Raw genomic sequence first — 19363 nt, 5'->3', positions numbered from 1 at the left:
GCCCGATTGCCGGTGTGGACGCATAGCTCAGTTGGTAGAGCAGCTGACTCTTAATCAGCGGGTCCTAGGTTCGAGCCCTAGTGCGTCCACCACATTTCCCTTATTCGTCAATCAGATACTAAGCTTGCGAGATCGGGCTATTGAGAGCATTTTTGTGCTAGGTAGCTCTCTAGGTAGCAGCGCTAATTCGGCGCTGCAGTGCAGTGAACGGTTCATGGCCTGCGCCCCGTCGAACTGAGCTTGAGCGAGTAGTCGGCTCACCTTCCCGCCAGCGGCACACGCTGGGATGGCAGCTTGAAAACTCGGGCAGCGCGGTGTCGTGCTGACAGATAGGCCGCCCGAGCTTCGATCCAGAGCGCCCGATGGACAAGAATGACGCCCTTGGCTGGATGCCCTGCCAGCTCGGATACGCTCATAGACGGTAAGAACGGTCAGACGGTTATTCGTGGAGGCTAAGAGCAGATTGGGGCCAGGGGACGCGATAGGCCTTGTTCTCGAACCGTCAGTCGCGCAGCAGCCGCTCGATAGCGGTGTCGGCACTGGTCCGATCACCGCACCGCTGAGCGCCTACGCCGATCCGGTTTGCGTTCCGTTCCTTCGAGCGATGATATCGCCATCCGACGCTAAAGCATCTCGAGTGGACGGCGGTCGCGTGGCCTGGGAAATGCCGCGTCGAGTGTCGCAAGCTGAGCGTCGGAAAGAACGATATCGGCGGCCGCGCGGTTCTCCCGCACATGTGCGACTGAACTCGCTTTCGGGATGGCGATGAGACCATCGTGCCGCAACGTCCACGAAAGTGCGACCTGCACAGGGGTTGCGCCAACCTCGGCTGCAATTTTGTCGAGAGCGGGGTGGGTAGAAAGTCGTCCCTGCTCAACTGGACTATACGCCATAACCGGTATGTTATGCTCGGCGAGCCACTGCAGCAGGTCCAGTTCGGGGCCTCGGCGGACGAGATTGTAGAGGATCTGATCGGTCACGCAGCCATCCCCGCCCGCAGCGATAAGATCGTCCATATCGTCGGTATCGAGGTTGCTGACACCCCAATGCCTAATTTTCCCCGCTGATTTTAGAGCCTCCATTGCCTCCACTGTCTCAGCGAGCGGCACCGATCCCCGCCAATGGAGAAGGTAGAGGTCGAGCCGATCGGTGCCGAGCCGCTTCAGGCTCGCCTCGCACGCACCGGCAAGGCGGGAGCGCGATGCGTTCTGCGGATAGGCCTTGCTGACGAGGAACAGCTGGTCGCGAACGCTGCCCAGCGCCTCGGATATCAGCGTTTCCGCCGCACCATCGCCGTACATTTCGGCGGTATCGATAAGCGTCATGCCCAGTTCGACACCAGCGCGTAGCGCGGCGATCTCATCGGATCGCCGCTCGGCACGTTCGCCAATCTTCCAGGTGCCTTGTCCCAGTGAAGGAACCACTTGCCCGCCGGGCAATGTCACGTGTTTCATGTGCTTTCGTCCTATAAAATGAGTTCGACTGTTCGGTCGGGAGGCGGATTGGCAGATAACCACCATATAAAGATCAGACCGCAACCGGCCATCGATCGAGTGCCATTCTGGCGATGGAAAGCAGTTCGTTGATAGTAGCGCCGTCGCGCGCCTGAACGGACATGCCTTGCATGACCGTACTGATGAATTTGCCTAGCACGGCCGGATCGGTGTTGGCCGCAAGCTCGCCCTGCGCGGCGCCGCGTTGCAGACGCTCGATCAAGAGGGCCTCCGCCGCGATACGCTTGTCGCGCAGCAGGCATTCGATGGCGGCGGACGCCGGCGAAACGGCTGCCGCTGCCGAATACATGAAGCAGCCGGCCGGCGTTCCAGGTTCCGAGAATGATGACGCCGCTCGTTCCAGCAGGCCTTTGACGGCCTCGTAGGTGGACAACGACGGATCGTTGATGGGTGCATAGAGGTGGACGCTGAACGTCGCGGCGTAGCGCTCGATCACCGCCGCAAACAGCCCCGCCTTGTTGTCAAACGCTGCATAGAGACTGGCGGCGGCGACGCCGGTTTCCGCCACCAGATCGGCCATCGATGTCGCCTCGTAGCCGCGCTGCCAGAACAGCCGCACCGCCTTGTCGAGCGCAGCGTCGGTGTCGAACACACGAGGGCGACCTGCGCGGCGACGGGCTTTCGTCTCTGTCATCTCTGGCGCACGATATGGAACGATCGATAAATAATATCTTGAAACTGGTGGTCCGCCCTCTTACAGAACGATCATTCAATAATCAAGGAGTCTCCCATGAGCCGCATCGTCCGCATCCACGAATATGGCGACGCTAGCGTCCTCAGGATTGAAGATGTGGCAGTCCCCGCGCCCGCCGCCGACGAAGTGCAGATAGCGGTGAAGGCGATAGGCATAAACCGCGCCGAGGTGATGTTCCGCAACCATGCCTACCTTCAGGAAGCCGAGTTCCCGAGCCGCCTTGGCTATGAGGCTGCCGGCACTGTCGTCGCGGTCGGCGCGGACGTGACCGGGTTTGCGGAAGGCGAAGCCGTCAGCGTCATCCCCCCGCTCGATATCGCGCGCTGGGGCACTTATGGCGAGGTCGCCAACGTGCCCGCCCGCCTCGTCGTCAAGCATCCGGCGGCGCTGTCGTTCGAGGAAGCCGCGGCCGTCTGGATGCAGTATGTCACCGCATGGGGGGCGCTGGTGGAGCAGGCGAAACTCGGCGAGGGCGATTTCGTCATCGTCACTGCTGCCTCCAGCAGCGTCGGCCTTGCTGCCTTCCAGATTGCGCGGATGGTCGGCGCGACGGTAATCGCGACGACGCGTACCGGCGCCAAGCGCCAGGCCCTGATCGATGCCGGTGCACATCATGTCGTCGCGACCGGGGAAGAGGATCTGGTAGCAAGGGTGATGGAGATAACCGATGGTCAGGGTGCGCGCGTGGTGCTCGATCCGGTCGGAGGCCCGTCGTTCGAGCCGCTGACCGAAAGCATGGCACGCGGCGGCATCCTGCTTGAATATGGCGCGCTCAGCGGCGAACCGACGCCGTTCCCGTTGTTCTCCGTGCTGGGCAAGAGCCTCACGCTCAAGGGGTATCTCTACAGCGAGATCGTCTCGGACGATGCCGCCCTCGATCGCGCTAAGGCGTTTATCGTAGCGGGTCTGGAATCGGGCGCGCTCAAGCCGCGGATCGCGCGCACCTTCCCGCTCGACGCCATCCAGGACGCTCACCGCTTCCTTGAATCGAACGAACAGATCGGCAAGGTCGTCGTTACGGTCTGACCGTCATAGCGGCGCTGACGCAACGGCCTCGCACCAGCAATCAGTTTAACTCAACGAGGGTATCCCAACATGAAATCTCGCGCCGCTGTAGCCTTCGAGGCGGGCAAGCCACTCGAAATCGTCGAGATCGATGTCGCCCCACCCCGGAAAGGCGAAGTCCTCATACGGGTGACGCACACCGGTGTGTGCCACACCGACGCGTACACGCTGGCGGGGAGTGATCCGGAGGGTGTTTTCCCGGTGGTTCTGGGCCACGAGGGCGCGGGCATCGTTGTCGAGGTCGGTGAAGGCGTCACCAGCGTCGGGCCGGGCGATCACGTGATTCCGCTCTATACCGCCGAGTGCGGCAAGTGCGACTTCTGCCTGTCGGGCAAGACCAACCTGTGCGTCGCTGTCCGCGAAACGCAGGGCAAGGGCTTGATGCCCGATGGGACCACCCGTTTTTCGTACAATGGTCAGCCCCTCTATCATTACATGGGCTGTTCAACCTTCAGTGAATATACTGTCGTCGCCGAAGTCTCGCTCGCCAAGATCAATCCCGAGGCAAACCCCGAACATGTCTGCCTGCTCGGCTGCGGCGTCACGACCGGCATCGGAGCAGTCCACAATACCGCCAAAGTCCAGCCCGGAGACTCGGTCGCCGTGTTCGGCCTCGGCGGCATCGGCCTCGCGGCGATTCAGGGTGCGCGCCAGGCGAAGGCGGGTCGCATCATCGCCATCGACACCAATCTTTCCAAGTTCGAGCTGGCACGCCAGTTCGGTGCGACCGAGTGCATCAACCCCAAGGACCATGACAAGCCCATCCAGCAAGTGCTGATCGAGATGACGGGCTGGGGCATCGATCACACCTTCGAGTGCATCGGCAACGTCCACGTCATGCGCGCCGCGCTTGAATCGGCGCACCGTGGCTGGGGTCAGTCGATCGTGATCGGCGTTGCCGGCGCGGGCGAGGAAATCTCCACCCGCCCATTCCAGCTCGTCACGGGCCGCGTATGGAAGGGGTCCGCTTTCGGCGGCGTCAAGGGACGGACACAGCTCCCCGGCATGGTCGAGGACGCGATGAAAGGCGATATCGATCTGGCCCCGTTCGTAACCCACACGATGGGTTTGGAGGAGATCAACAAGGCCTTCGAACTGATGCACGAAGGAAAGTCGATCCGCTCGGTCATTCACTACTGACCCGCCCATCCGAAGCGGCGCGAGGCGCCCAGATCGACAATTCGGCCGTCATCATGGCCCGAACCCGGCCATGATGACGCGCGCTCTGGCAAATGGGCAACGCGTCGCGATGCAATAACAACCGTTGGATGTATTGCGTCGGAAATGCATTCATCTGTTACCCGATTGTGATGAACCACGGGCCGCACGGGCGTATAGGGCAGGAAGACTGTATTGAAGAGCAAGGATATTCACGCGACGACGCCGGCCACCGATCATGGGCATACGGGGCCGCCCGCTTGCGTGCAGGTTCGCGGCGCGCGCCAGAATAACCTCAAAAATATTGACGTCGATGTACCGCGCGACGCCTTCGTGGTGTTCACCGGCATATCGGGCTCGGGCAAGTCATCGCTCGCGTTCGGCACCCTTTATGCTGAAGCCCAGCGGCGTTATCTGGAATCGGTTGCGCCTTATGCCCGTCGCCTGATCGACCAGGCCGGCGTGCCGGAGGTCGACGCGATCGACGGTTTGCCGCCTGCGGTCGCGTTGCAGCAGCAGCGCGGCTCGGCCAACGCGCGATCCTCGGTCGGCAGCGTGACGACGCTCTCCAGCCTGGTGCGGATGCTCTATTCGCGCGTCGGCGAATATCCGCGCCATCAACCCATGCTCTATGCGGAGGATTTCTCGCCCAACACGGTCGCGGGGGCCTGCCCGACCTGCCACGGTATCGGCCGCATATATGACGCGACCGAAGAGACGATGGTTCCTGACGACAGCCTCACCATTCGCGACCGGGCGATCGCCGCCTGGCCGACCGCCTGGCATGGGCAGAACCTGCGCGATATCCTCGTTTCGCTCGGCTATGACGTCGATACGCCGTGGCGAGACCTGCCGAAAAAGGATCGCGACTGGATCCTCTTCACGGAAGAGGCGCCGACGGTGCCGGTCTATGCGGGCCTGACGCCCGAACAGACGCGGACGGCGCTCAAGCGCGGCATGGAACCGAGCTACCAGGGCACCTTCACCGGCGCGCGCCGCTATGTGCTGGAAACCTTCGCCAACACTAAAAGCGCGCTGATGAATAAGCGCGTCTCGCAATATATCATCGGCCGCGATTGCCCGACCTGCGACGGCAAGCGCCTGAAGCGCGAAGCCTTGTCCGTGAAGTTCGCGGGCCTCGACATCGCCGAGTTCGGCGACCTGACGGTGTTGAAACTCCGGGACTTGCTCACGCCCGTCGCGCATGGCGAATACGGGGGCGACGCGGCGGTCCCGAAGGGCCATGTCCTCGGCAAGGCGGCCCGCGATGCGGCGGTCGAACGGCGAGTCGCGGCAGGAGGTTCGGCGCACAAGGCTGCGCCCGACGTGCGCCGAACGCCCAATCTTTCCGATGAAAAGCGGGTCGCCGCACAGCGCCTTGCCTGCGAATTGATCGAGCGGCTAGAGCCGCTGATCGATCTTGGCCTTGGCTACATTTCGCTCGACCGCAGCACGCCGACGCTCTCCTCCGGAGAGCTGCAGCGCTTGCGGCTTGCCACGCAATTGTCGTCACAGCTTTTCGGCGTGGTCTATGTGCTTGACGAGCCTTCGGCAGGGTTGCACCCGGCAGATGGCGAAGCCTTGCTCACCATCCTCGAGCGTCTCAAGGCGGCGGGCAACTCCCTGTTCGTCGTCGAACATGATCTCGACGTGATCCGCCGCGCGGAATGGCTCGTCGATGTCGGGCCAGGAGCCGGGGAAAAGGGCGGTGAAGTCCTCTACAGCGGGCCGATCGAGGGGCTTGCCGACGTCGAGACTTCGATCACCCGCCGCTACCTGTTCGCAGAGCCGCTCCGCAGTGAGCGCACACCGCGCGAGCCCAAGGCATGGCTACGCCTGGAAGGGATCAGGCGGAACAATCTCCTTGGTCTCGACGTCGAGTTTCCCATCGGCTGCTTCACCGCTGTCACGGGCATTTCGGGATCGGGCAAATCCAGTCTTGTCAGTCAGGCGCTGCCCGAGCTCGTCACGGAACACCTCGGCGGCTCCCGCGTGGCCGAGGAGGAGGAGGAGGATATCGATCCGCTGCTCGATGTTGCGCAGAACGACAGTGAAGGACGCATTGTCGCAGGCATGGAGCATGTTCGCAGGCTGGTGCGGGTCGATCAGAAACCGATCGGCCGCACGCCGCGCTCGAACCTGTCCACCTACAGCGGCATGTTCGACCATGTGCGACGGATCTTCGCTGATACGCCGCTCGCCCGCCGGCGGCACTACAGCCCGGGAAGGTTCTCGTTCAACGTCGCACAAGGCCGCTGCCCTGTGTGCGAGGGCGAGGGATACGTCATGGTGGAGCTGCTGTTCCTGCCGAGCGTTTTTGCCCCGTGCTCGACCTGTCATGGCTCTCGCTACAACCCGCAAACGCTCGAAGTCGAATGGAACGGGCGCAATATAGCCCAGGTGCTCGAACTGACGGTCGACGATGCGTGCGATTTCTTCGCTGGCGAGGCATCGGTGATGCGCTCCCTCGACGTGTTGCGGGAGATCGGTCTTGGCTATCTGAGGCTCGGTCAGCCTGCGACCGAGCTGTCTGGCGGGGAGGCGCAGCGCATCAAGCTGGCAACTGAACTGCAACGCGCTCAACGCGGCAACACGATCTATATCCTCGACGAGCCAACTTCGGGGCTTCACCCCTCCGATAGCGACCGGCTGATGCAACACCTGCAGGGACTCGTAGACGCCGGCAATACCGTCGTAGTCGTCGAACATGACATGCGCGCCATCACGCAGGCGGACTGGATCATCGACCTGGGACCGGGAGCCGGGGAAGATGGGGGCCGTATCGTTGCCAGCGGCCTCCCTGGCGTCGTTGCGGAAGCGGAAGGCAGTCTCACTGCCCGCTATCTCAAGGCGGCGCTGTAGGTTGTAAATCTGGACGAACGCATGTTCGATCAGGTGACTCTGTACCACACGTTGGAATGGGTCAGATCTGGAAGCGGGAGCCGGCGAGGTGTCACCGGGGTTGACGCGGCTCAGGGTTTGAGTGCCCGTCAGATGCGCCGTGTTCGTGCGATAAGCGGCGTGGCGGACGGCCATTCGCTGGCCATCCGCCGCCCGTGCTTTGTGCGGACCTTCTTCTGGGAATGAGCCCTCACAAGGTTCGTCGAAACGACCCCGTCTTAACTCCCTGCTGCGAGCGATGCGCCCGCACCTTCTGCGATTTCCGCGACGAGTTTGGCACAGAAGGCGGGCAAATCATCGGGATCACGGCTGGTAACAAGGCCGTTGTCGACCACGACTTCCTCATTGGTCCATGCACCGCCGGCGTTCTCGATATCGACCTTCAGCGTCTGGTAGGACGTCAAGGTGTGACCCTTGAGCACGCCCGCCTCGATCAATGTCCACGGTGCATGGCATATGGCCGCAACAGGTTTCTTCAGATCGAAGAAAGCCCGGATGAAACCAATTGCCTCGACGCTGCCGCGCAGCTTGTCGGCACCGACAGTCCCTCCGGGCACAACAAGTCCGTCGAAATCGTCGGCTTTGACCTCGGAAAACGTCTTGTCGATAGTATAGGTGCCGCCCTCATCTAGATCGCTATTGACTGTGCGAGCCTTGCCCGATTCAAAACTGACCACGGTCACTTTGCCACCAGCATCCTCGACAGCTTGCTTGGGCTTCGAGAATTCTGGTTCTTCCGTCCCGCGGGGTGCGATCAGAATGGCAACTGATTTGCCTTCCAAAGTCATAATCTATTTCCTGTTCCGTCGAGGACTTAGGTCAGGTGCCCGGCTTGAGCACGACCTTCGTCCAGCCTGCATCGCGCTCGTCGAAATGCTTGTAGGCGTCTGGTGCCTGATCGAGCGGCAGTCGGTGCGAGATGATTTGGGCAGGATTGGCCCGGTCTTGCTCGATAAGCTTCATCAGTCGCCGGTTGTAGTGCTTTACGTTGCACTGGCCGGTGCCGATCTTCTGGCCCTTGAACCAGAAGTTGCCGAAGTCGAACGCCATCTTGCCTTCCCTCTGGAGATCGTCGGGCGCGTTCGGGTCTTCCGGAATGAACACGCCGACGACGCCGATTCCGCCGGTGGCCTTCGTGCTTTTGACGAGGCAGTTCATCGTGTAATTGCTGCGCTCCTTGCCGTGGCGATCGCAACACTGATACCCGACCGCCTCGACCCCCCGGTCGGTCCCGAGGCCGCCGGTCGCGTCAAGGATCTGCTGGGCGGGATCGCCCTTGCGCATGTCGATCGGAATAGCGCCCATCGCCTCGGCCAGTTTCAGGCGGTCATCGTGAGAATCCACCACGAAGATCTGAGAGGCACCACGAATTTCGGCTGAATGCGCGGCCATCAAACCGACCGGACCGGCGCCGTAGATCGCGATGCTTTCGCCAGGCAGGAAACCTGACAGTTCGACGCCATGCCAACCCGTCGGGAAGATGTCGGATAGCATGACATAGTCATCCTCCTTCTCCTCAGCGTCCTCAGGCAGCTTCAGACAATTGAAGTCCGCATAAGGAACGCGCATCAATTCGGCCTGACCACCTTGCCACGGACCCATCTCGGCAAAGCCATACGCTGCGCCGGCGGTTCCAGGGTTGGTCGTGAGGCAAAAACCCGTCAAACCGCGTTCGCAATTTTCGCAGAAACCGCAACCAACGTTGAACGGCATGCACACGCGATCGCCCTTCTTGATGCGATCTACGGCAGAGCCGACTTCGATGACCTCGCCAAGGTTTTCGTGCCCAAAGACCTTGCCCTTCTCGAAACTGGTACGGCCTTCATACATGTGAAGGTCCGACCCGCAGATATTGGTCGTGGTCAGCCGGATGATAACATCGGTCTGCTTCTCGATCCTGGGATCGTCGATGGTATTGACGGAAACATCTTTGGGCCCGTTGTACACGACAGCTTTCACGGATCTTTTCCTTTCGCAGCTCTTCTCAACGCGTCATCAAATCGAGAGCTTGTGATGATCCGGTCCATCGCAACGGCGGAGGACATCGCACCCTTCCAAGTGTTCTCACCTTACTGAACCTGCTGCTATTTGAGAGGTTCCTTCCCGTAGGGCAGTCCCGGGATCGATTGACGGCGGTTTTCTGAATGACTGGGCCAGAACGACCGAATAACGCGCTAAACAAAGGCGACCCGCGCCGCGCGGGAGGCGAGCCCGCCGCCGTCGACTGAACCCCCGGCGACTGAGCCGGCTCCGCCGCGCCCGCCACCGCGCTTCAAGGCTCAGCCGTGCGCGAAAGCCTGCGCCGCCGCCTCGGCCACGGCCTGGTCCTGCTTGCCGGTGCCGCCCGACACGCCCACCGCGCCGATCACCGTCTCGCCCACCTTGATCGGCACGCCCCCGGCGAAGATCATCACCTTGCCGTCGTTGGAGGCATGGATGCCGTAGAAGTCGGCGCCCGGCTGGGCGAGCTTCGCAAGCCCCTTGGTCTCGACGTCGAACGCGCGCGCCGTCCATGCCTTGCCGATCGCGATGTCGACGCTGCCGCGCCACGCATCGTCCATCCGCGCAAACGCTAGGAGGCAGCCGCCCGCGTCCACCACCGCGATGTTCATCGGGTTGCCGATCCGCTCGGCCTCCGCGATCCCCGCATCGATGATTGCCCGCGCGTCGTTCAGGTCGAGCGTCTGAGTGGTGCGCATGGTGTGTCTCCTTCGCCAGTTCGGGGAAAACCGCTCACCCCACGCCGCCGCGCGCGGGTCCCCCCCGCGCGGGCGATGAGAGCGACGCGCTAGGGTGCCGAGCGTTCCGTTATTTCGCGGCCAGCAGGGTGAACTTGTGAATCTGCGGCGGTTCGGAAAACAGTTCGTCTGCCTTGCCCATCAGCGCAGCGGCAACCTTGCCGTCAAGATGGGCCTGCCGATCGTCCTCCGTGTCGAACGTATCGAAGATCGCGTACGCACCGGGACCTTCCTCGATCGCGTACCAGGTCAGAGTGCCCGGCTCAGCTTGAACGAGCGGCAATGCCGAGGTCAGGAAATCGGCGACATCGCGTTCTTTTCCGGGCTTGGCCTTCAGCGGTACATACAGGGCTAGTTTGGGCATGAATGACTCCTCAAGTGAAACGGACAGATATTATTCGGCAAAGTAACGGTCGAGCGCGCCGGAACGTTCCTTGTGAGGCGGAGCACACGCGGCCCCGTCTCCTCGTCGAAATCAGAACTCCTGTGCGGTCGGCCGGATGACGATCGCGTTGACGTCGACGTCATCAGGTTGTTCGACAGCGAACGCGATAGCACGCGCCACCGATGCCGCCGGGATGGCCTGCTTGTAGAAGTCCAGCACCGTCTCGGCAGCCGTGCCCGAGGTCGTGAACTTCAGATCGCTTTCGACAGCGCCAGGCTCGATCGACGTGACCCGGACCTTTTCCCCCACCTCGTGGCGCAAGCCCTCGCTGATCGCGCTGACGGCAAACTTGGTGCCGGAGTAGACCGTGCCGCCCGGTGCGAAGACCTTGATGCCCGCAACCGAGCTCAAGTTGATGATGTGCCCGCTGCCCTGCTCAAGAAAACCGGGAAGGGCCGCCGCGATGCCGTAGAGCGTACCCTTCAGATTGACGTCGATCATCTGGTCCCACTCGTCGGTGTTGACCTCGGCCATCGGACGGATCGGCATCAGCCCGGCGTTGTTGATCAGCACGTCAAGGCGGCCGAAGTCGGCAATGATTGCGGCGACGACGGACTGGACCGCCGATTTGTCGGTCACGTCCAGCGCGTAGCTACGTGCCGCGCCGCCAATAGCGGTGATGTCCGCGACGACCTCGTCGAGCCTCTCCTTGCGCCGCGCGGCGATGGCCACTTTGGCGCCGCGGTCCGCGAGAAGACGCGCGGTTTCCGCGCCGATGCCGGTGCTGCCGCCGGTAATGAGAACGACCTTGCCTTCGATACCCTTGGTCATGACTGTATTCCTTCAAGTCAGTTGTTGATTTTTCGCCGGATCGCGGCCCCGCCTCAGCGGTAGCCGCGTGGATGAATGAGGCCCAAAAGGCACCACGCGAAGCGCAGGTGCCAACAGGCCGATCATCCGCAACTCGTCTGTGTCGAACGCCTGTACAAGCCGTGCCGAACCCACCCATTCTTCAGGCTTGCCCATTGGCACCATCCTCAGGTCGCCGAGACGGGGTTGAGGACAAACGAGGCGCGCTCGGCCAGATCGCCGATCTGAGAGAGGTAGTTCTGGAAGTGGGGCGTCGCACGGTGGGCGGCGACTGCATCCGCGCCCGCGTACAGCTCGTCGAGCACGAAACGGTTCGGATCGCTCTGGTCCTGCCAGAGATCGTAGCGCAAATTGCCCGCTTCGGCACGGCTCGGCTTTAGCATGGCGTCGAGCAGAGCGCGCAGGCGGTCGACGGTATCCGCACGGGCGGTGAGGACGGCGACGATCTTCACGTTGGCGGACATGGCACCGTTCCTTGTCTTGTTTATATCCGTGGGCGGGCGCACCCTTAGCGCCCCGCCGGTCATCCTGGTACTCACGCAGCGGCGCGATCGAGGGCTTCGATCAACGCGTCGGCCATGGCCCGGTCCGACGCCGGATTCTGACCCGTGATCAGCTCCCGGTCCACGACGACATTCGAAGCGAAGTTCTTGTCGGTGACCGAGACGTCGCCACCGGCTGACCGCAGCGCCTTTTCCATGTCGAAGAAGAGCTCGCCCTTCAGCACTTGCTCCTCAGCGATCTTCTCCTCGTTCGCCGAGAAGACGGTCATGCGGTAGCCCGCGTAGATCCAGTCTCGCGCCAGGTCGGCCGCCCCGGCGTCATCGCCTTCCTCCAGCGCCTTGCGGAAGGTCGAAGCATCCTCGAGCGCTGCGACAACGACCACCGGTCCGTGGCAGAGGAGCGCGGTCGGCTTGGCCGCCGCGTGGAAGTGACGGAGGATCGTGCCCGCATCGCGGTCCAGCATCAGGTCGACGACCGGCGCGTGACCTCCCGGCACGAACACGCCAACGAAGCCGTCCAGGCCGTCTTCGACGACCGATTTCAGCGTACGCACGTCGTTCATCGCCGGGTGGCTGGCAAAAAAGTCCTTGGTGCGCTGGAATGCCGTCTCATCGCCGCCAAAATGATCAACCGAAACGGAGACGGCGTCGATGTGCGGCTTGGCCCCATTGGGCGTGGCGAGAACAATATCATAGCCGGCGTCGAGCAGAGCCAGCGCGGGGACCGCCGTCTCGTTGAGATACTGACCGACCGTCGCGGTACCGCCGCCACGCAGACCGATCTGCGTCGCGTTCGATCCAAGAACGAGAACCTGTCCCTTGCTCATCTGAACCTCCATGTTCGCGGCGTCCGTCGCCGATGGATGGGAAATGGGCCTCGTTGATATATTCTAGAAGTTTATCTTTCTAATGGCAGATATATGTCTGACAGGATGACTGCATGCGCTACGATCTGAACCTGCTGCCGATCTTCGTCGCGTTGATGGAGGAGCGCAGCGTCACGCGGGCCGCCGAGCGCATGGGCATGACGCAGCCCGCCCTCTCTAACGCCTTGTCGCGCCTTCGACAGATGCTTCAGGACCAGTTGTTCGTACGCGAGCGCTATGGCATCCAGCCGACCCCGATCGCGCTTGAACTCGCACCGCTGATCGCCGAGGCACTCGCCCAGCTCGACGACGCGGTCCTCGGTCAGCAGGCCTTCGACCCCGCACACGCCGAACGGCTCTTCACGATCGCGCCGAACGGCTATGTCGAGTTCGTCATCGTCCCCGCTGTCCTGGCGCGCCTGGAGAAGGTTGCGCCCGGCATCAAGCTCCGCCTGACCCCCTTCGGCAACGATCTTGCGGAAACAGGTGTCGTGTCGGGCACGACGGCACTCGTGCTGGGCCGCATCGTCGATCCGCCCGATAACCTCGTCGTCCAGCACCTGATGGATGAAGGCCTCGCCTGCGCGGTCCGCGCCGATCATCCGGCCATCGGCGATGCCATGACGCGCGAGCAGTTCGAGACGATGAAGCATGTCAACATCGTGCCGCCCGGACGGATGCGCGCCGGTTTGTTCCAGGCGCTGGCGCAGCAGCAGCTGAAGCGCGACGTCGCGATCTCCGTGACCAACTTCTTCGCGGCAGCCGAGATGGTAGCGGTGACCGACTATTGCGCCACCCTGCCCTCGCTAATCTGCCGACAGCTGATGCACGACCCCCGGCTGAAGGTCCTGCCCGCCCCGGTCGACCTCGGCAGCTTTCCCGTCGAGATGGCCTGGCACGTCCGTTACCGCCACGATCCCGCCCACCGCTGGCTACGGGCGCTGATCAGCGAGGTCATCACCGACTTCAAGGACAAGACGGCAGCAACAGCCATGACGTCGCCAACGTGATGGACTTGATTCGGCCGGGCGACGCCGGTTGAACTTCACAAACATTCCCTAAGGCTGACATTCCGCACGGCATCTGAAAAACGATAGCTTGAAATATCAGTTGATATCTGTATTCGCACGCAATGGCCGCTGCCAAACCTCTCCGTCGCGAATGCTCGCAGGCGGCAACGCGAACGGCGCTGCTCGAAGCGGCCGAGACGCTGATCCTGGAAAGTTCGATGCCGGGTCTGTCTCTGCGCGCGGTCTGCACTCGTGCCGGATTCACCCAGGGTGCGTTCTATTCCAATTTCGCTTCGCGCGAGGATCTGCTGCTGGCGGTAATGGAGCGCAATCTGGAGGAGCGCGTCCGTACCCTTGCCGAAATGACGCTCGATTATCGCGCGATGACATTCGACCAGACCATCGCCCGGATCGGCGCGTGGCTGGCGACCCTATCCGGCCGCCGCGAATGGGCGCAGCTGGCGATTGAGCTGCGGCTCGAGGCGGTGCGCAACCCGGCCCTGGCCCGCGCAATAGCCGCGGCCGAGCAGCGGATCGATGTGCTGTTTGCCGAACGGATCGACGATCTGGTCGGGCATTTCGGGCTGAGCCCGCGGTTCCGATCGACCGAAATCGTCGAGACGCTGCTGGTCCTGTGGCGCGGCCTGGCGCTCCGTGATGACGACAACACGAGCCTTCCGGTGGCCGATATTTTCATCACCTGTATGCGCGCGATGCTGGGTCGGCCGTAATGAAGCGCGCCCTGCCTCTGGTGCCGGCACTGATGCTGGCTCTTGCCGCCAGTCCCGGGCTGGCGCAAACTGCGCTCGATTACCGTACAGCGGAAACCGCTATGGAGGCCACCCCGGCAGGAACGGTGGCGGCCCAAGCCGACCTGCGCGCCGCCGAGCATCAGGCCAAAGCCGTGGCGCATCTTTACCGCCCGACCGTCATCGCCTCGGCCTCGGTCATCGCCTACGAAAAATCGCTGAGCCTTGACCTCACAGGGCCCAAGGAGCAGTTCCTCGGCGGTGCCCAGAACTATCTCGGCGGGCTGCCGGGGCAGTATCCGCCGGGCTATGCCGATATCGTCGCGCTGATCGCGGGGCGGATCGGCCAGGCCCTGCCCGGCTTGCTCGCGCCGATCCCTGATCAGTTTGACTATACCCAGCGGGATGTCGTGGTGCGGCCGAATGTCACCGCGATCATGCCGCTGTACACCGGCGGCGCGCTGGAGGCGGTGAGCGACGCGGCCAAGGCGCAGGTCACGCTGGCGCAGGGCGGCCGCGAGCTGGCGCGCGGGGCGGACAGCGTGCGGCTGGCCGAAACGTATTTTGGCGCCCAACTCGCCCGCCAGCTCGAGGTGTCGAGCCGGCAGACGCTGACCTCCGCCGAACAGCACCTGGGCAATGTCCGCGCGATGGAGCGCGAAGGGGTTGTGCCGCATTCACTCACGCTGGAAGCGGTTGTAGCTCGCGATGCCGCAAAGCGGGCAAACGATCGGGCGCGGCGCGATGCCGACATGGCTCAACTGGCGCTCGCCCGCATCACCGGCACGGCCAACCCCGTGCCATCCACCCCGCTATTCGTCAATACGACGCCGCTGCCGCCGCTGACGGCGTGGACGGGCGATGTCCCGCGCAATGGGCAGATCGCCATGGCCGAAGGCGCCGAACAGCTCGCCGCCGCCGGAGAGCGCGCCGCGCGGGCGACCATGCGGCCTTCGGTCTATGCCTTCGGATCGGTCAACGCCGTGCGAAAGCAGTCGCTGCCGGTCGATCCCGACTGGATCGTCGGCGCGACGGTGCAGGTCCCCCTGTTTTCCGCAGTCAACCGCCGCGAACTTGTAGCCGCAGCCCAGGCCCGCCGCGAAGCCGCCCGTCTGCGCGCAGCCGACGCCCGCACCCGCACCGAGGGCGAGATCGAGAAGACCTGGCTGATGGCCGACAACGCCCGGCGCGCCTTTGCCTCGATCGCCAGCAGCGTTGCCGCGGCAGAGGAAAACCTGCGAGTCAAGCAGATTGGCTTCCGCGAAGGCGTCGGGACCGCGGCAGAAGTGACCGATGCCCAGACCGCGCTTGGCCTTGCCCGTGCCCAGCGTGCGACGGCGGCTTACGAATACGACCTTTCGCTTGCCGCGCTGTTCGCCGCCAGCGGGCAAAGCGAACGCTTCGTCGATTACGCCCAGGCACCCGACAGGCAGACCGTCGATGACCGATAACACCGATCCCGCACCCACCGAAGCCGCAACGGAACCCTACGAAACCGCGCCGGACACGGGTCGGCGCGCGAACTGGCTGCTGTGGGCGCTGCCCGTGCTCGCGCTGTTGGCGCTGGCCGGCATCTGGTATTCCTCGCGGCCCCTTCCGGTGCCGCTCCAGGGCACGGTCGAGGCGACCGAGGTCAACGTCGCGACCAAGATGTTGGCTCGGGTTGAGGAAGTGGCGGTGGCCGAAGGGGCTGAGGTCGGCGCCGGCCAACACCTCGCGACCCTTTCAAGCCCGGGAATTGATGCGCTGGTGAGCCAGAGCGAGGCCAATCTCGACAGTGCGCGCGCGCTGGACGCCATCGCCAACCAGGGTGCTCGTCCAGAAGACATCGCATCGCTGCAGGGGATCGCGGCATCGACCCGCGCCGCCGCCAACCTTGCCGCCGTCACCGCCGGGCGCATGAACCGCCTCTACGCGCAAGGGGTCATCTCCGCCCAGCGGCGCGACGAGGCCGCCGCGGCCAACGTCGCCGCGCGCGCCAACGCGGCGGCGGCGGACGCGCAGTATCGCAAGACAATGGCCGGAACGCGGGGCGAAACCCGCGCCGTGTCCGACGCGCAGGCCGTTGCCGCCGAAGCGCGCAACCGCGCCGCGCGCCAGATTGCCGCCGACACGAAGGTCACAGCGCCGATCGCCGGAGAGATCAGCCGCCGCCTGATCGAACCAGGCGAAGTCGTGGCGCCTGGCGTGCCGCTGTTCCAAATCGTCGACCTGGCCCATCCCCGCGTGACCCTGCGCATTTCCGAGAAAGACTATTCGGGCATGGCCCAAGGCCGGGTGCTGACCGGCACCGTCCCCGCGCTCGGCAACAAGGCGGTGCGCCTCCGCGTGACGGCGATTTCCGCGCAGGCCGGCTTCACCAGCGAAAAGGCGACCCGTCAGAGTGCCGGGTTCGACGCGCGCAGTTTCGAGATCAAGCTGGAACCGGCCGAGCGGGTCGAAGGCTTGCGGCCGGGCATGAGCGTGCTGTTCGACTGGCCCCAGTGACAGCGCACTCGGCTCTCGCGCGGCTGGGCGGCGCGGCGCGGCGCGAAGCGGGCTTCATCGCCGGCAGCCGCGTGATGTTGCTGGCGCTTGTGGTCGTGCCGTTCTGCGCGATTGCGATCATCGCCGCGATGCTTTCGCAAGGGGCGCTGCAGGCCCTCCCCGTCGGGGTGGTGGACAATGCCCGCACCAGCGAAAGCCAGGCGCTCGTCCGATTGCTGTCGGGCCGTCCCGAGGTGCGGATCGCCGCCCAACCGGTCAGCGATGCGGCGGCCGAAGCTGCGATGCGGCGTGGGCAGATCTGGGCGTTCGTTTCTCTTCCCCGCGGTTTCGGCCAAGCCCGCGCGGCGGACGAGCCGATCCGCCTTTACTATAACGCCGCCTACCTCAGCGTGGGTTCGACGATCGAGCGCAGCCTGACGACCGCGCTGCGCGGATCCATCATCGCCGGATTCGAGGACACCGCCTGGCGCGCCGGGGTGCTGTCAGACAAGGCAGCGATCCCGCAGGTGCAGATTTCGGTGCTGTTCAATCCCGAAGCGAGCTTCGAATGGTATCTGCAGGCGCTGATTCAGCCCGCCATGCTGCACCTGCTGGCGGCCTGTGTCGCGGTTTACGCGATGGCGCGCGAACTCGGTGGGCCAGATGGCCGCTCGCTCGACGCATGGCGCGCAGAGACGGGTGGCGGGGCGGCTGCGCTGGCGGGAAAGCTGGTGCCTTACCTGACGGTCCTGAGCTTCTGGGGAGCGGTTTGGATGGTCTGGCTGGTGGGCTTCAAGGGGGGGCGGATGGAAGGATCGCTGCTGGCGACCTTTGCCGCACAGATCGCCCTGATCGCCGCGTCTCTGGCGCTGTCGTTCGCCTTCGTCTCGGGCGCACGGCGCGACATTTTCGGTTATTCGCTGAGCGCGCTCTATGCCGGCTCGGCGCTGGCCTATTCGGGGGGCTCGCTGCCGATTGAGGGCGCGCCGACAGTGGCGCGGGTCTGGCATCATGTGCTGCCGTTTACTCACTACCTGACCGCGCAAATGGACCAGTTCCTTGGCGCACCTGCGCGCCAGGCCTGGGGCGCGGCGCTGCTGCTCACGGGCTACGCAGCGGTGGGACTCGCGCTTGCGACATGGCTGGGCGGGAGTAAATCGCCGGCATGAGCCTGCGCGCCGCCTTCATCGACACCGTGCGCCAGCTTGGCCGAAACACCGATGCGCTGATGCTGATCGTGGTCGCAGCGCTGTTATACGGCTTCTACTATCCCGCGCCTTACAGCCAGGGCCATGCGCAGGACGTGCGGCTGGCAGTCGTGGACGAGGCGCGCACCCCGCTCAGCCGACAGCTCGTTGATCTGATCGAGGCCAGTCCGCTGGCAGAGGTCTCCGCCCGCCCCGCCAACCTTGCCGAGGCGCGCACCCTGCTGGTCGAGCGAAAGGTCGATGGTGTGCTGCTGCTTCCTGGCCAAGTGCTGGAAGACGCCCTGCGCGGGCAGGACAGCGGCATAGCGCTGTGGATCAACGGAACCTACCTCGTGCGAACCAAGGCTTTGGGAGAGGCGATCCAGGGGGCCATCGTCAACACGCTCAAAAACGAGGCGAAAGGACGGCTCGGGGTGCGGATCGACATTGCCGATCCGGTCGTGTCGCAACCGCTGTTCAACCCCGATCTGGAATACGGCGCCTATATCTTTCCCGCCGTTACACCGGTGATCCTCCAGCAGACCATGCTGTTTGGTACCGCCGTGTTGTTCGCCGGGCGCAGGCGGCGCGGATGGAACGAACTGGGCGGCCAATGGCTGGCGCTGAGCCTCGTGTCGTTCGTGCTAACGCTGACCTATTTCGGCTGGTTCTTCGCTGCGCAGGATATCCCGCGCCAAGCCGGAATCGACGCCCTGCTGATCGTCGCGCTGTTTGCGGCAGGAGCCATCGCCGCCTTCTCGCTGTTCGCCGCCCGGCTGTTCCCCAACGCGCGCGCCGCGCTGCTGTTGCTAATCCCCACCTCGCTACCGATCTTTTTTCTCTCGGGCGCGACTTGGCCGCGTGAAGCGATGCCAGGCTGGGTCTCAGCGCTGGGCGCACTGCTCCCTTCAACCCACGCCAGCCGCGCCCTCCTCCTCACCGACCAGATGGGCGCGCCGTTATCGGACGCCCTTCGGCCGCTCACAGCTTTGGTGATACTTACAATCTCATTTTTGGTCGGGTCGGGCCTTGTTTCGCGGTTTATGACGAATCCGGATGAATTGACGACATAATCGTCAGATCGCCGGGAGCAGGCTTGTTGCCGAGCGGTTCGCTCCCCGCCGCGGGCCGGGCGCTCACGAACGCGCCTTACTTGCTGCGATCGGCGCCACGGTTGCGCCACAGGGTGGCGGCCATACGTTCGCCACAATCATATTCGGAGTGCAGCAATCAGGGCGTCCCGAGCCATGGCCACTC

General features: G+C 63.8%; 19 protein-coding genes and 1 tRNA gene. 10 read left to right on the top strand and 10 right to left on the bottom strand.

What is annotated here, in order from left to right:
* Positions 1–16: 16 nt before the first annotated feature.
* A tRNA-Lys gene (locus tag CJD35_RS12545) sits at positions 17–92 on the top strand.
* A gap of 531 nt (positions 93–623) precedes the next feature.
* Here the strand turns inward: CJD35_RS12545 and CJD35_RS12540 are convergent.
* Together CJD35_RS12540 and CJD35_RS12535 are read right to left on the bottom strand one after the other, a co-directional pair.
* A complete protein-coding gene (locus CJD35_RS12540) occupies positions 624–1454 on the bottom strand; it encodes an aldo/keto reductase (protein ID WP_017183090.1) in 831 nt (276 codons plus the stop codon).
* A gap of 73 nt (positions 1455–1527) precedes the next feature.
* Positions 1528–2106: a TetR/AcrR family transcriptional regulator gene (locus CJD35_RS12535; RefSeq protein WP_017183089.1), complete on the bottom strand. Its 579-nt coding sequence runs from the start codon at positions 2104–2106 to the stop codon at positions 1528–1530.
* Positions 2107–2244: 138 nt separating this feature from the next.
* On the opposite strand from CJD35_RS12535, the gene CJD35_RS12530 reads away from it, so the two are divergent.
* From CJD35_RS12530 to CJD35_RS23405, 3 genes are all read left to right on the top strand, one after another.
* Positions 2245–3234: a zinc-dependent alcohol dehydrogenase family protein gene (locus tag CJD35_RS12530; RefSeq protein ID WP_017183088.1), complete on the top strand. Its 990-nt coding sequence runs from the start codon at positions 2245–2247 to the stop codon at positions 3232–3234.
* Between the two features lie 69 nt (positions 3235–3303).
* Positions 3304–4413 carry an S-(hydroxymethyl)glutathione dehydrogenase/class III alcohol dehydrogenase gene (locus CJD35_RS12525; protein WP_017183087.1) on the top strand — a complete coding sequence of 370 codons (1110 nt, stop codon included), beginning with the start codon at positions 3304–3306 and terminating at the stop codon, positions 4411–4413.
* A 213-nt stretch (positions 4414–4626) separates the two neighbouring features.
* Complete coding sequence (locus CJD35_RS23405) at positions 4627–7293, top strand: excinuclease ABC subunit UvrA (protein ID WP_276327780.1); 2667 nt, start codon at positions 4627–4629, stop codon at positions 7291–7293.
* Positions 7294–7550: 257 nt separating this feature from the next.
* Here the strand turns inward: CJD35_RS23405 and CJD35_RS12515 are convergent, their stop codons facing one another.
* The 8 genes from CJD35_RS12515 to CJD35_RS12485 all read right to left on the bottom strand — a co-directional run bounded on the left by CJD35_RS12515 (position 7551) and on the right by CJD35_RS12485 (position 12655).
* The gene (locus CJD35_RS12515) at positions 7551–8120 is read right to left on the bottom strand and encodes a type 1 glutamine amidotransferase domain-containing protein (RefSeq protein WP_095687096.1); all 570 of its coding nucleotides are present in this window, start codon (positions 8118–8120) and stop codon (positions 7551–7553) included.
* Positions 8121–8151: 31 nt separating this feature from the next.
* Positions 8152–9291: a glutathione-independent formaldehyde dehydrogenase gene (locus CJD35_RS12510; protein ID WP_095687095.1), complete on the bottom strand. Its 1140-nt coding sequence runs from the start codon at positions 9289–9291 to the stop codon at positions 8152–8154.
* 320 nt (positions 9292–9611) lie between these two features.
* Entirely contained in the window at positions 9612–10031 is a 420-nt protein-coding gene (locus CJD35_RS12505; RefSeq protein WP_095687094.1) for a GlcG/HbpS family heme-binding protein, read from the bottom strand.
* 109 nt (positions 10032–10140) lie between these two features.
* Entirely contained in the window at positions 10141–10434 is a 294-nt protein-coding gene (locus CJD35_RS12500) for a putative quinol monooxygenase (protein WP_095687093.1), read from the bottom strand.
* A 111-nt stretch (positions 10435–10545) separates the two neighbouring features.
* Positions 10546–11286, bottom strand: coding sequence for an SDR family oxidoreductase (locus CJD35_RS12495; protein WP_095687092.1), 741 nt, complete (start codon positions 11284–11286; stop codon positions 10546–10548).
* A gap of 12 nt (positions 11287–11298) precedes the next feature.
* Positions 11299–11481: a hypothetical protein gene (locus CJD35_RS22430; RefSeq protein WP_157742314.1), complete on the bottom strand. Its 183-nt coding sequence runs from the start codon at positions 11479–11481 to the stop codon at positions 11299–11301.
* A gap of 11 nt (positions 11482–11492) precedes the next feature.
* Positions 11493–11789 (bottom strand): putative quinol monooxygenase, encoded by a 297-nt coding sequence (locus tag CJD35_RS12490; RefSeq protein WP_095687211.1) that lies wholly within the window; start codon positions 11787–11789, stop codon positions 11493–11495.
* A gap of 71 nt (positions 11790–11860) precedes the next feature.
* Positions 11861–12655 carry a type 1 glutamine amidotransferase domain-containing protein gene (locus tag CJD35_RS12485; RefSeq protein WP_095687210.1) on the bottom strand — a complete coding sequence of 265 codons (795 nt, stop codon included), beginning with the start codon at positions 12653–12655 and terminating at the stop codon, positions 11861–11863.
* Positions 12656–12768: 113 nt separating this feature from the next.
* Here CJD35_RS12485 and CJD35_RS12480 point away from each other — a divergent pair, with 113 nt between their 5' ends.
* From CJD35_RS12480 to CJD35_RS12455, 6 genes are all read left to right on the top strand, one after another.
* A complete protein-coding gene (locus tag CJD35_RS12480; protein WP_095687091.1) occupies positions 12769–13704 on the top strand; it encodes a LysR family transcriptional regulator in 936 nt (311 codons plus the stop codon).
* A 122-nt stretch (positions 13705–13826) separates the two neighbouring features.
* A complete protein-coding gene (locus tag CJD35_RS12475; protein WP_095687090.1) occupies positions 13827–14435 on the top strand; it encodes a TetR/AcrR family transcriptional regulator in 609 nt (202 codons plus the stop codon).
* Positions 14435–15904, top strand: a complete 1470-nt coding sequence (locus tag CJD35_RS12470; protein WP_095687089.1) for a TolC family protein — start codon at positions 14435–14437, stop codon at positions 15902–15904. Before CJD35_RS12475 ends, CJD35_RS12470 begins: the two co-directional genes overlap by 1 nt.
* A complete protein-coding gene (locus tag CJD35_RS12465; protein WP_095687088.1) occupies positions 15894–16940 on the top strand; it encodes an HlyD family secretion protein in 1047 nt (348 codons plus the stop codon). The genes CJD35_RS12470 and CJD35_RS12465 overlap by 11 nt, the downstream gene beginning before the upstream one ends.
* On the top strand, positions 16937–18088 hold the full coding sequence (locus CJD35_RS12460) for an ABC transporter permease (protein WP_095687087.1): 1152 nt from the start codon (positions 16937–16939) through the stop codon (positions 18086–18088). The genes CJD35_RS12465 and CJD35_RS12460 overlap by 4 nt, the downstream gene beginning before the upstream one ends.
* Positions 18085–19179 (top strand): ABC transporter permease, encoded by a 1095-nt coding sequence (locus tag CJD35_RS12455; RefSeq protein WP_095687086.1) that lies wholly within the window; start codon positions 18085–18087, stop codon positions 19177–19179. The genes CJD35_RS12460 and CJD35_RS12455 overlap by 4 nt, the downstream gene beginning before the upstream one ends.
* Positions 19180–19363: the final 184 nt, after the last annotated feature.

The organism is Sphingobium xenophagum (assembly GCF_002288285.1).
In the GTDB taxonomy this organism is placed as follows: Bacteria; Pseudomonadota; Alphaproteobacteria; order Sphingomonadales; family Sphingomonadaceae; genus Sphingobium; species Sphingobium xenophagum.
This window is presented reverse-complemented; position numbering and strand designations above follow the sequence as displayed.

Bases quoted from the DNA above. Each gene is read 5' to 3' on its own strand.
- CJD35_RS12490 (WP_095687211.1), bottom strand. From the start codon at position 11,789: ATGTCCGCCAACGTGAAGATCGTCGCCGTCCTCACCGCCCGTGCGGAT.
- CJD35_RS12515 (WP_095687096.1), bottom strand. From the start codon at position 8,120: ATGACTTTGGAAGGCAAATCAGTTGCCATTCTGATCGCACCCCGCGGG.
- CJD35_RS12530 (WP_017183088.1), top strand. From the start codon at position 2,245: ATGAGCCGCATCGTCCGCATCCACGAATATGGCGACGCTAGCGTCCTC.
- CJD35_RS12540 (WP_017183090.1), bottom strand. From the start codon at position 1,454: ATGAAACACGTGACATTGCCCGGCGGGCAAGTGGTTCCTTCACTGGGA.
- CJD35_RS12470 (WP_095687089.1), top strand. From the start codon at position 14,435: ATGAAGCGCGCCCTGCCTCTGGTGCCGGCACTGATGCTGGCTCTTGCC.
- CJD35_RS12525 (WP_017183087.1), top strand. From the start codon at position 3,304: ATGAAATCTCGCGCCGCTGTAGCCTTCGAGGCGGGCAAGCCACTCGAA.
- CJD35_RS12475 (WP_095687090.1), top strand. From the start codon at position 13,827: ATGGCCGCTGCCAAACCTCTCCGTCGCGAATGCTCGCAGGCGGCAACG.
- CJD35_RS12480 (WP_095687091.1), top strand. From the start codon at position 12,769: ATGCGCTACGATCTGAACCTGCTGCCGATCTTCGTCGCGTTGATGGAG.
- CJD35_RS22430 (WP_157742314.1), bottom strand. From the start codon at position 11,481: ATGGGCAAGCCTGAAGAATGGGTGGGTTCGGCACGGCTTGTACAGGCG.
- CJD35_RS12505 (WP_095687094.1), bottom strand. From the start codon at position 10,031: ATGCGCACCACTCAGACGCTCGACCTGAACGACGCGCGGGCAATCATC.
- CJD35_RS12500 (WP_095687093.1), bottom strand. From the start codon at position 10,434: ATGCCCAAACTAGCCCTGTATGTACCGCTGAAGGCCAAGCCCGGAAAA.
- CJD35_RS12485 (WP_095687210.1), bottom strand. From the start codon at position 12,655: ATGAGCAAGGGACAGGTTCTCGTTCTTGGATCGAACGCGACGCAGATC.
- CJD35_RS12495 (WP_095687092.1), bottom strand. From the start codon at position 11,286: ATGACCAAGGGTATCGAAGGCAAGGTCGTTCTCATTACCGGCGGCAGC.
- CJD35_RS12455 (WP_095687086.1), top strand. From the start codon at position 18,085: ATGAGCCTGCGCGCCGCCTTCATCGACACCGTGCGCCAGCTTGGCCGA.
- CJD35_RS12465 (WP_095687088.1), top strand. From the start codon at position 15,894: ATGACCGATAACACCGATCCCGCACCCACCGAAGCCGCAACGGAACCC.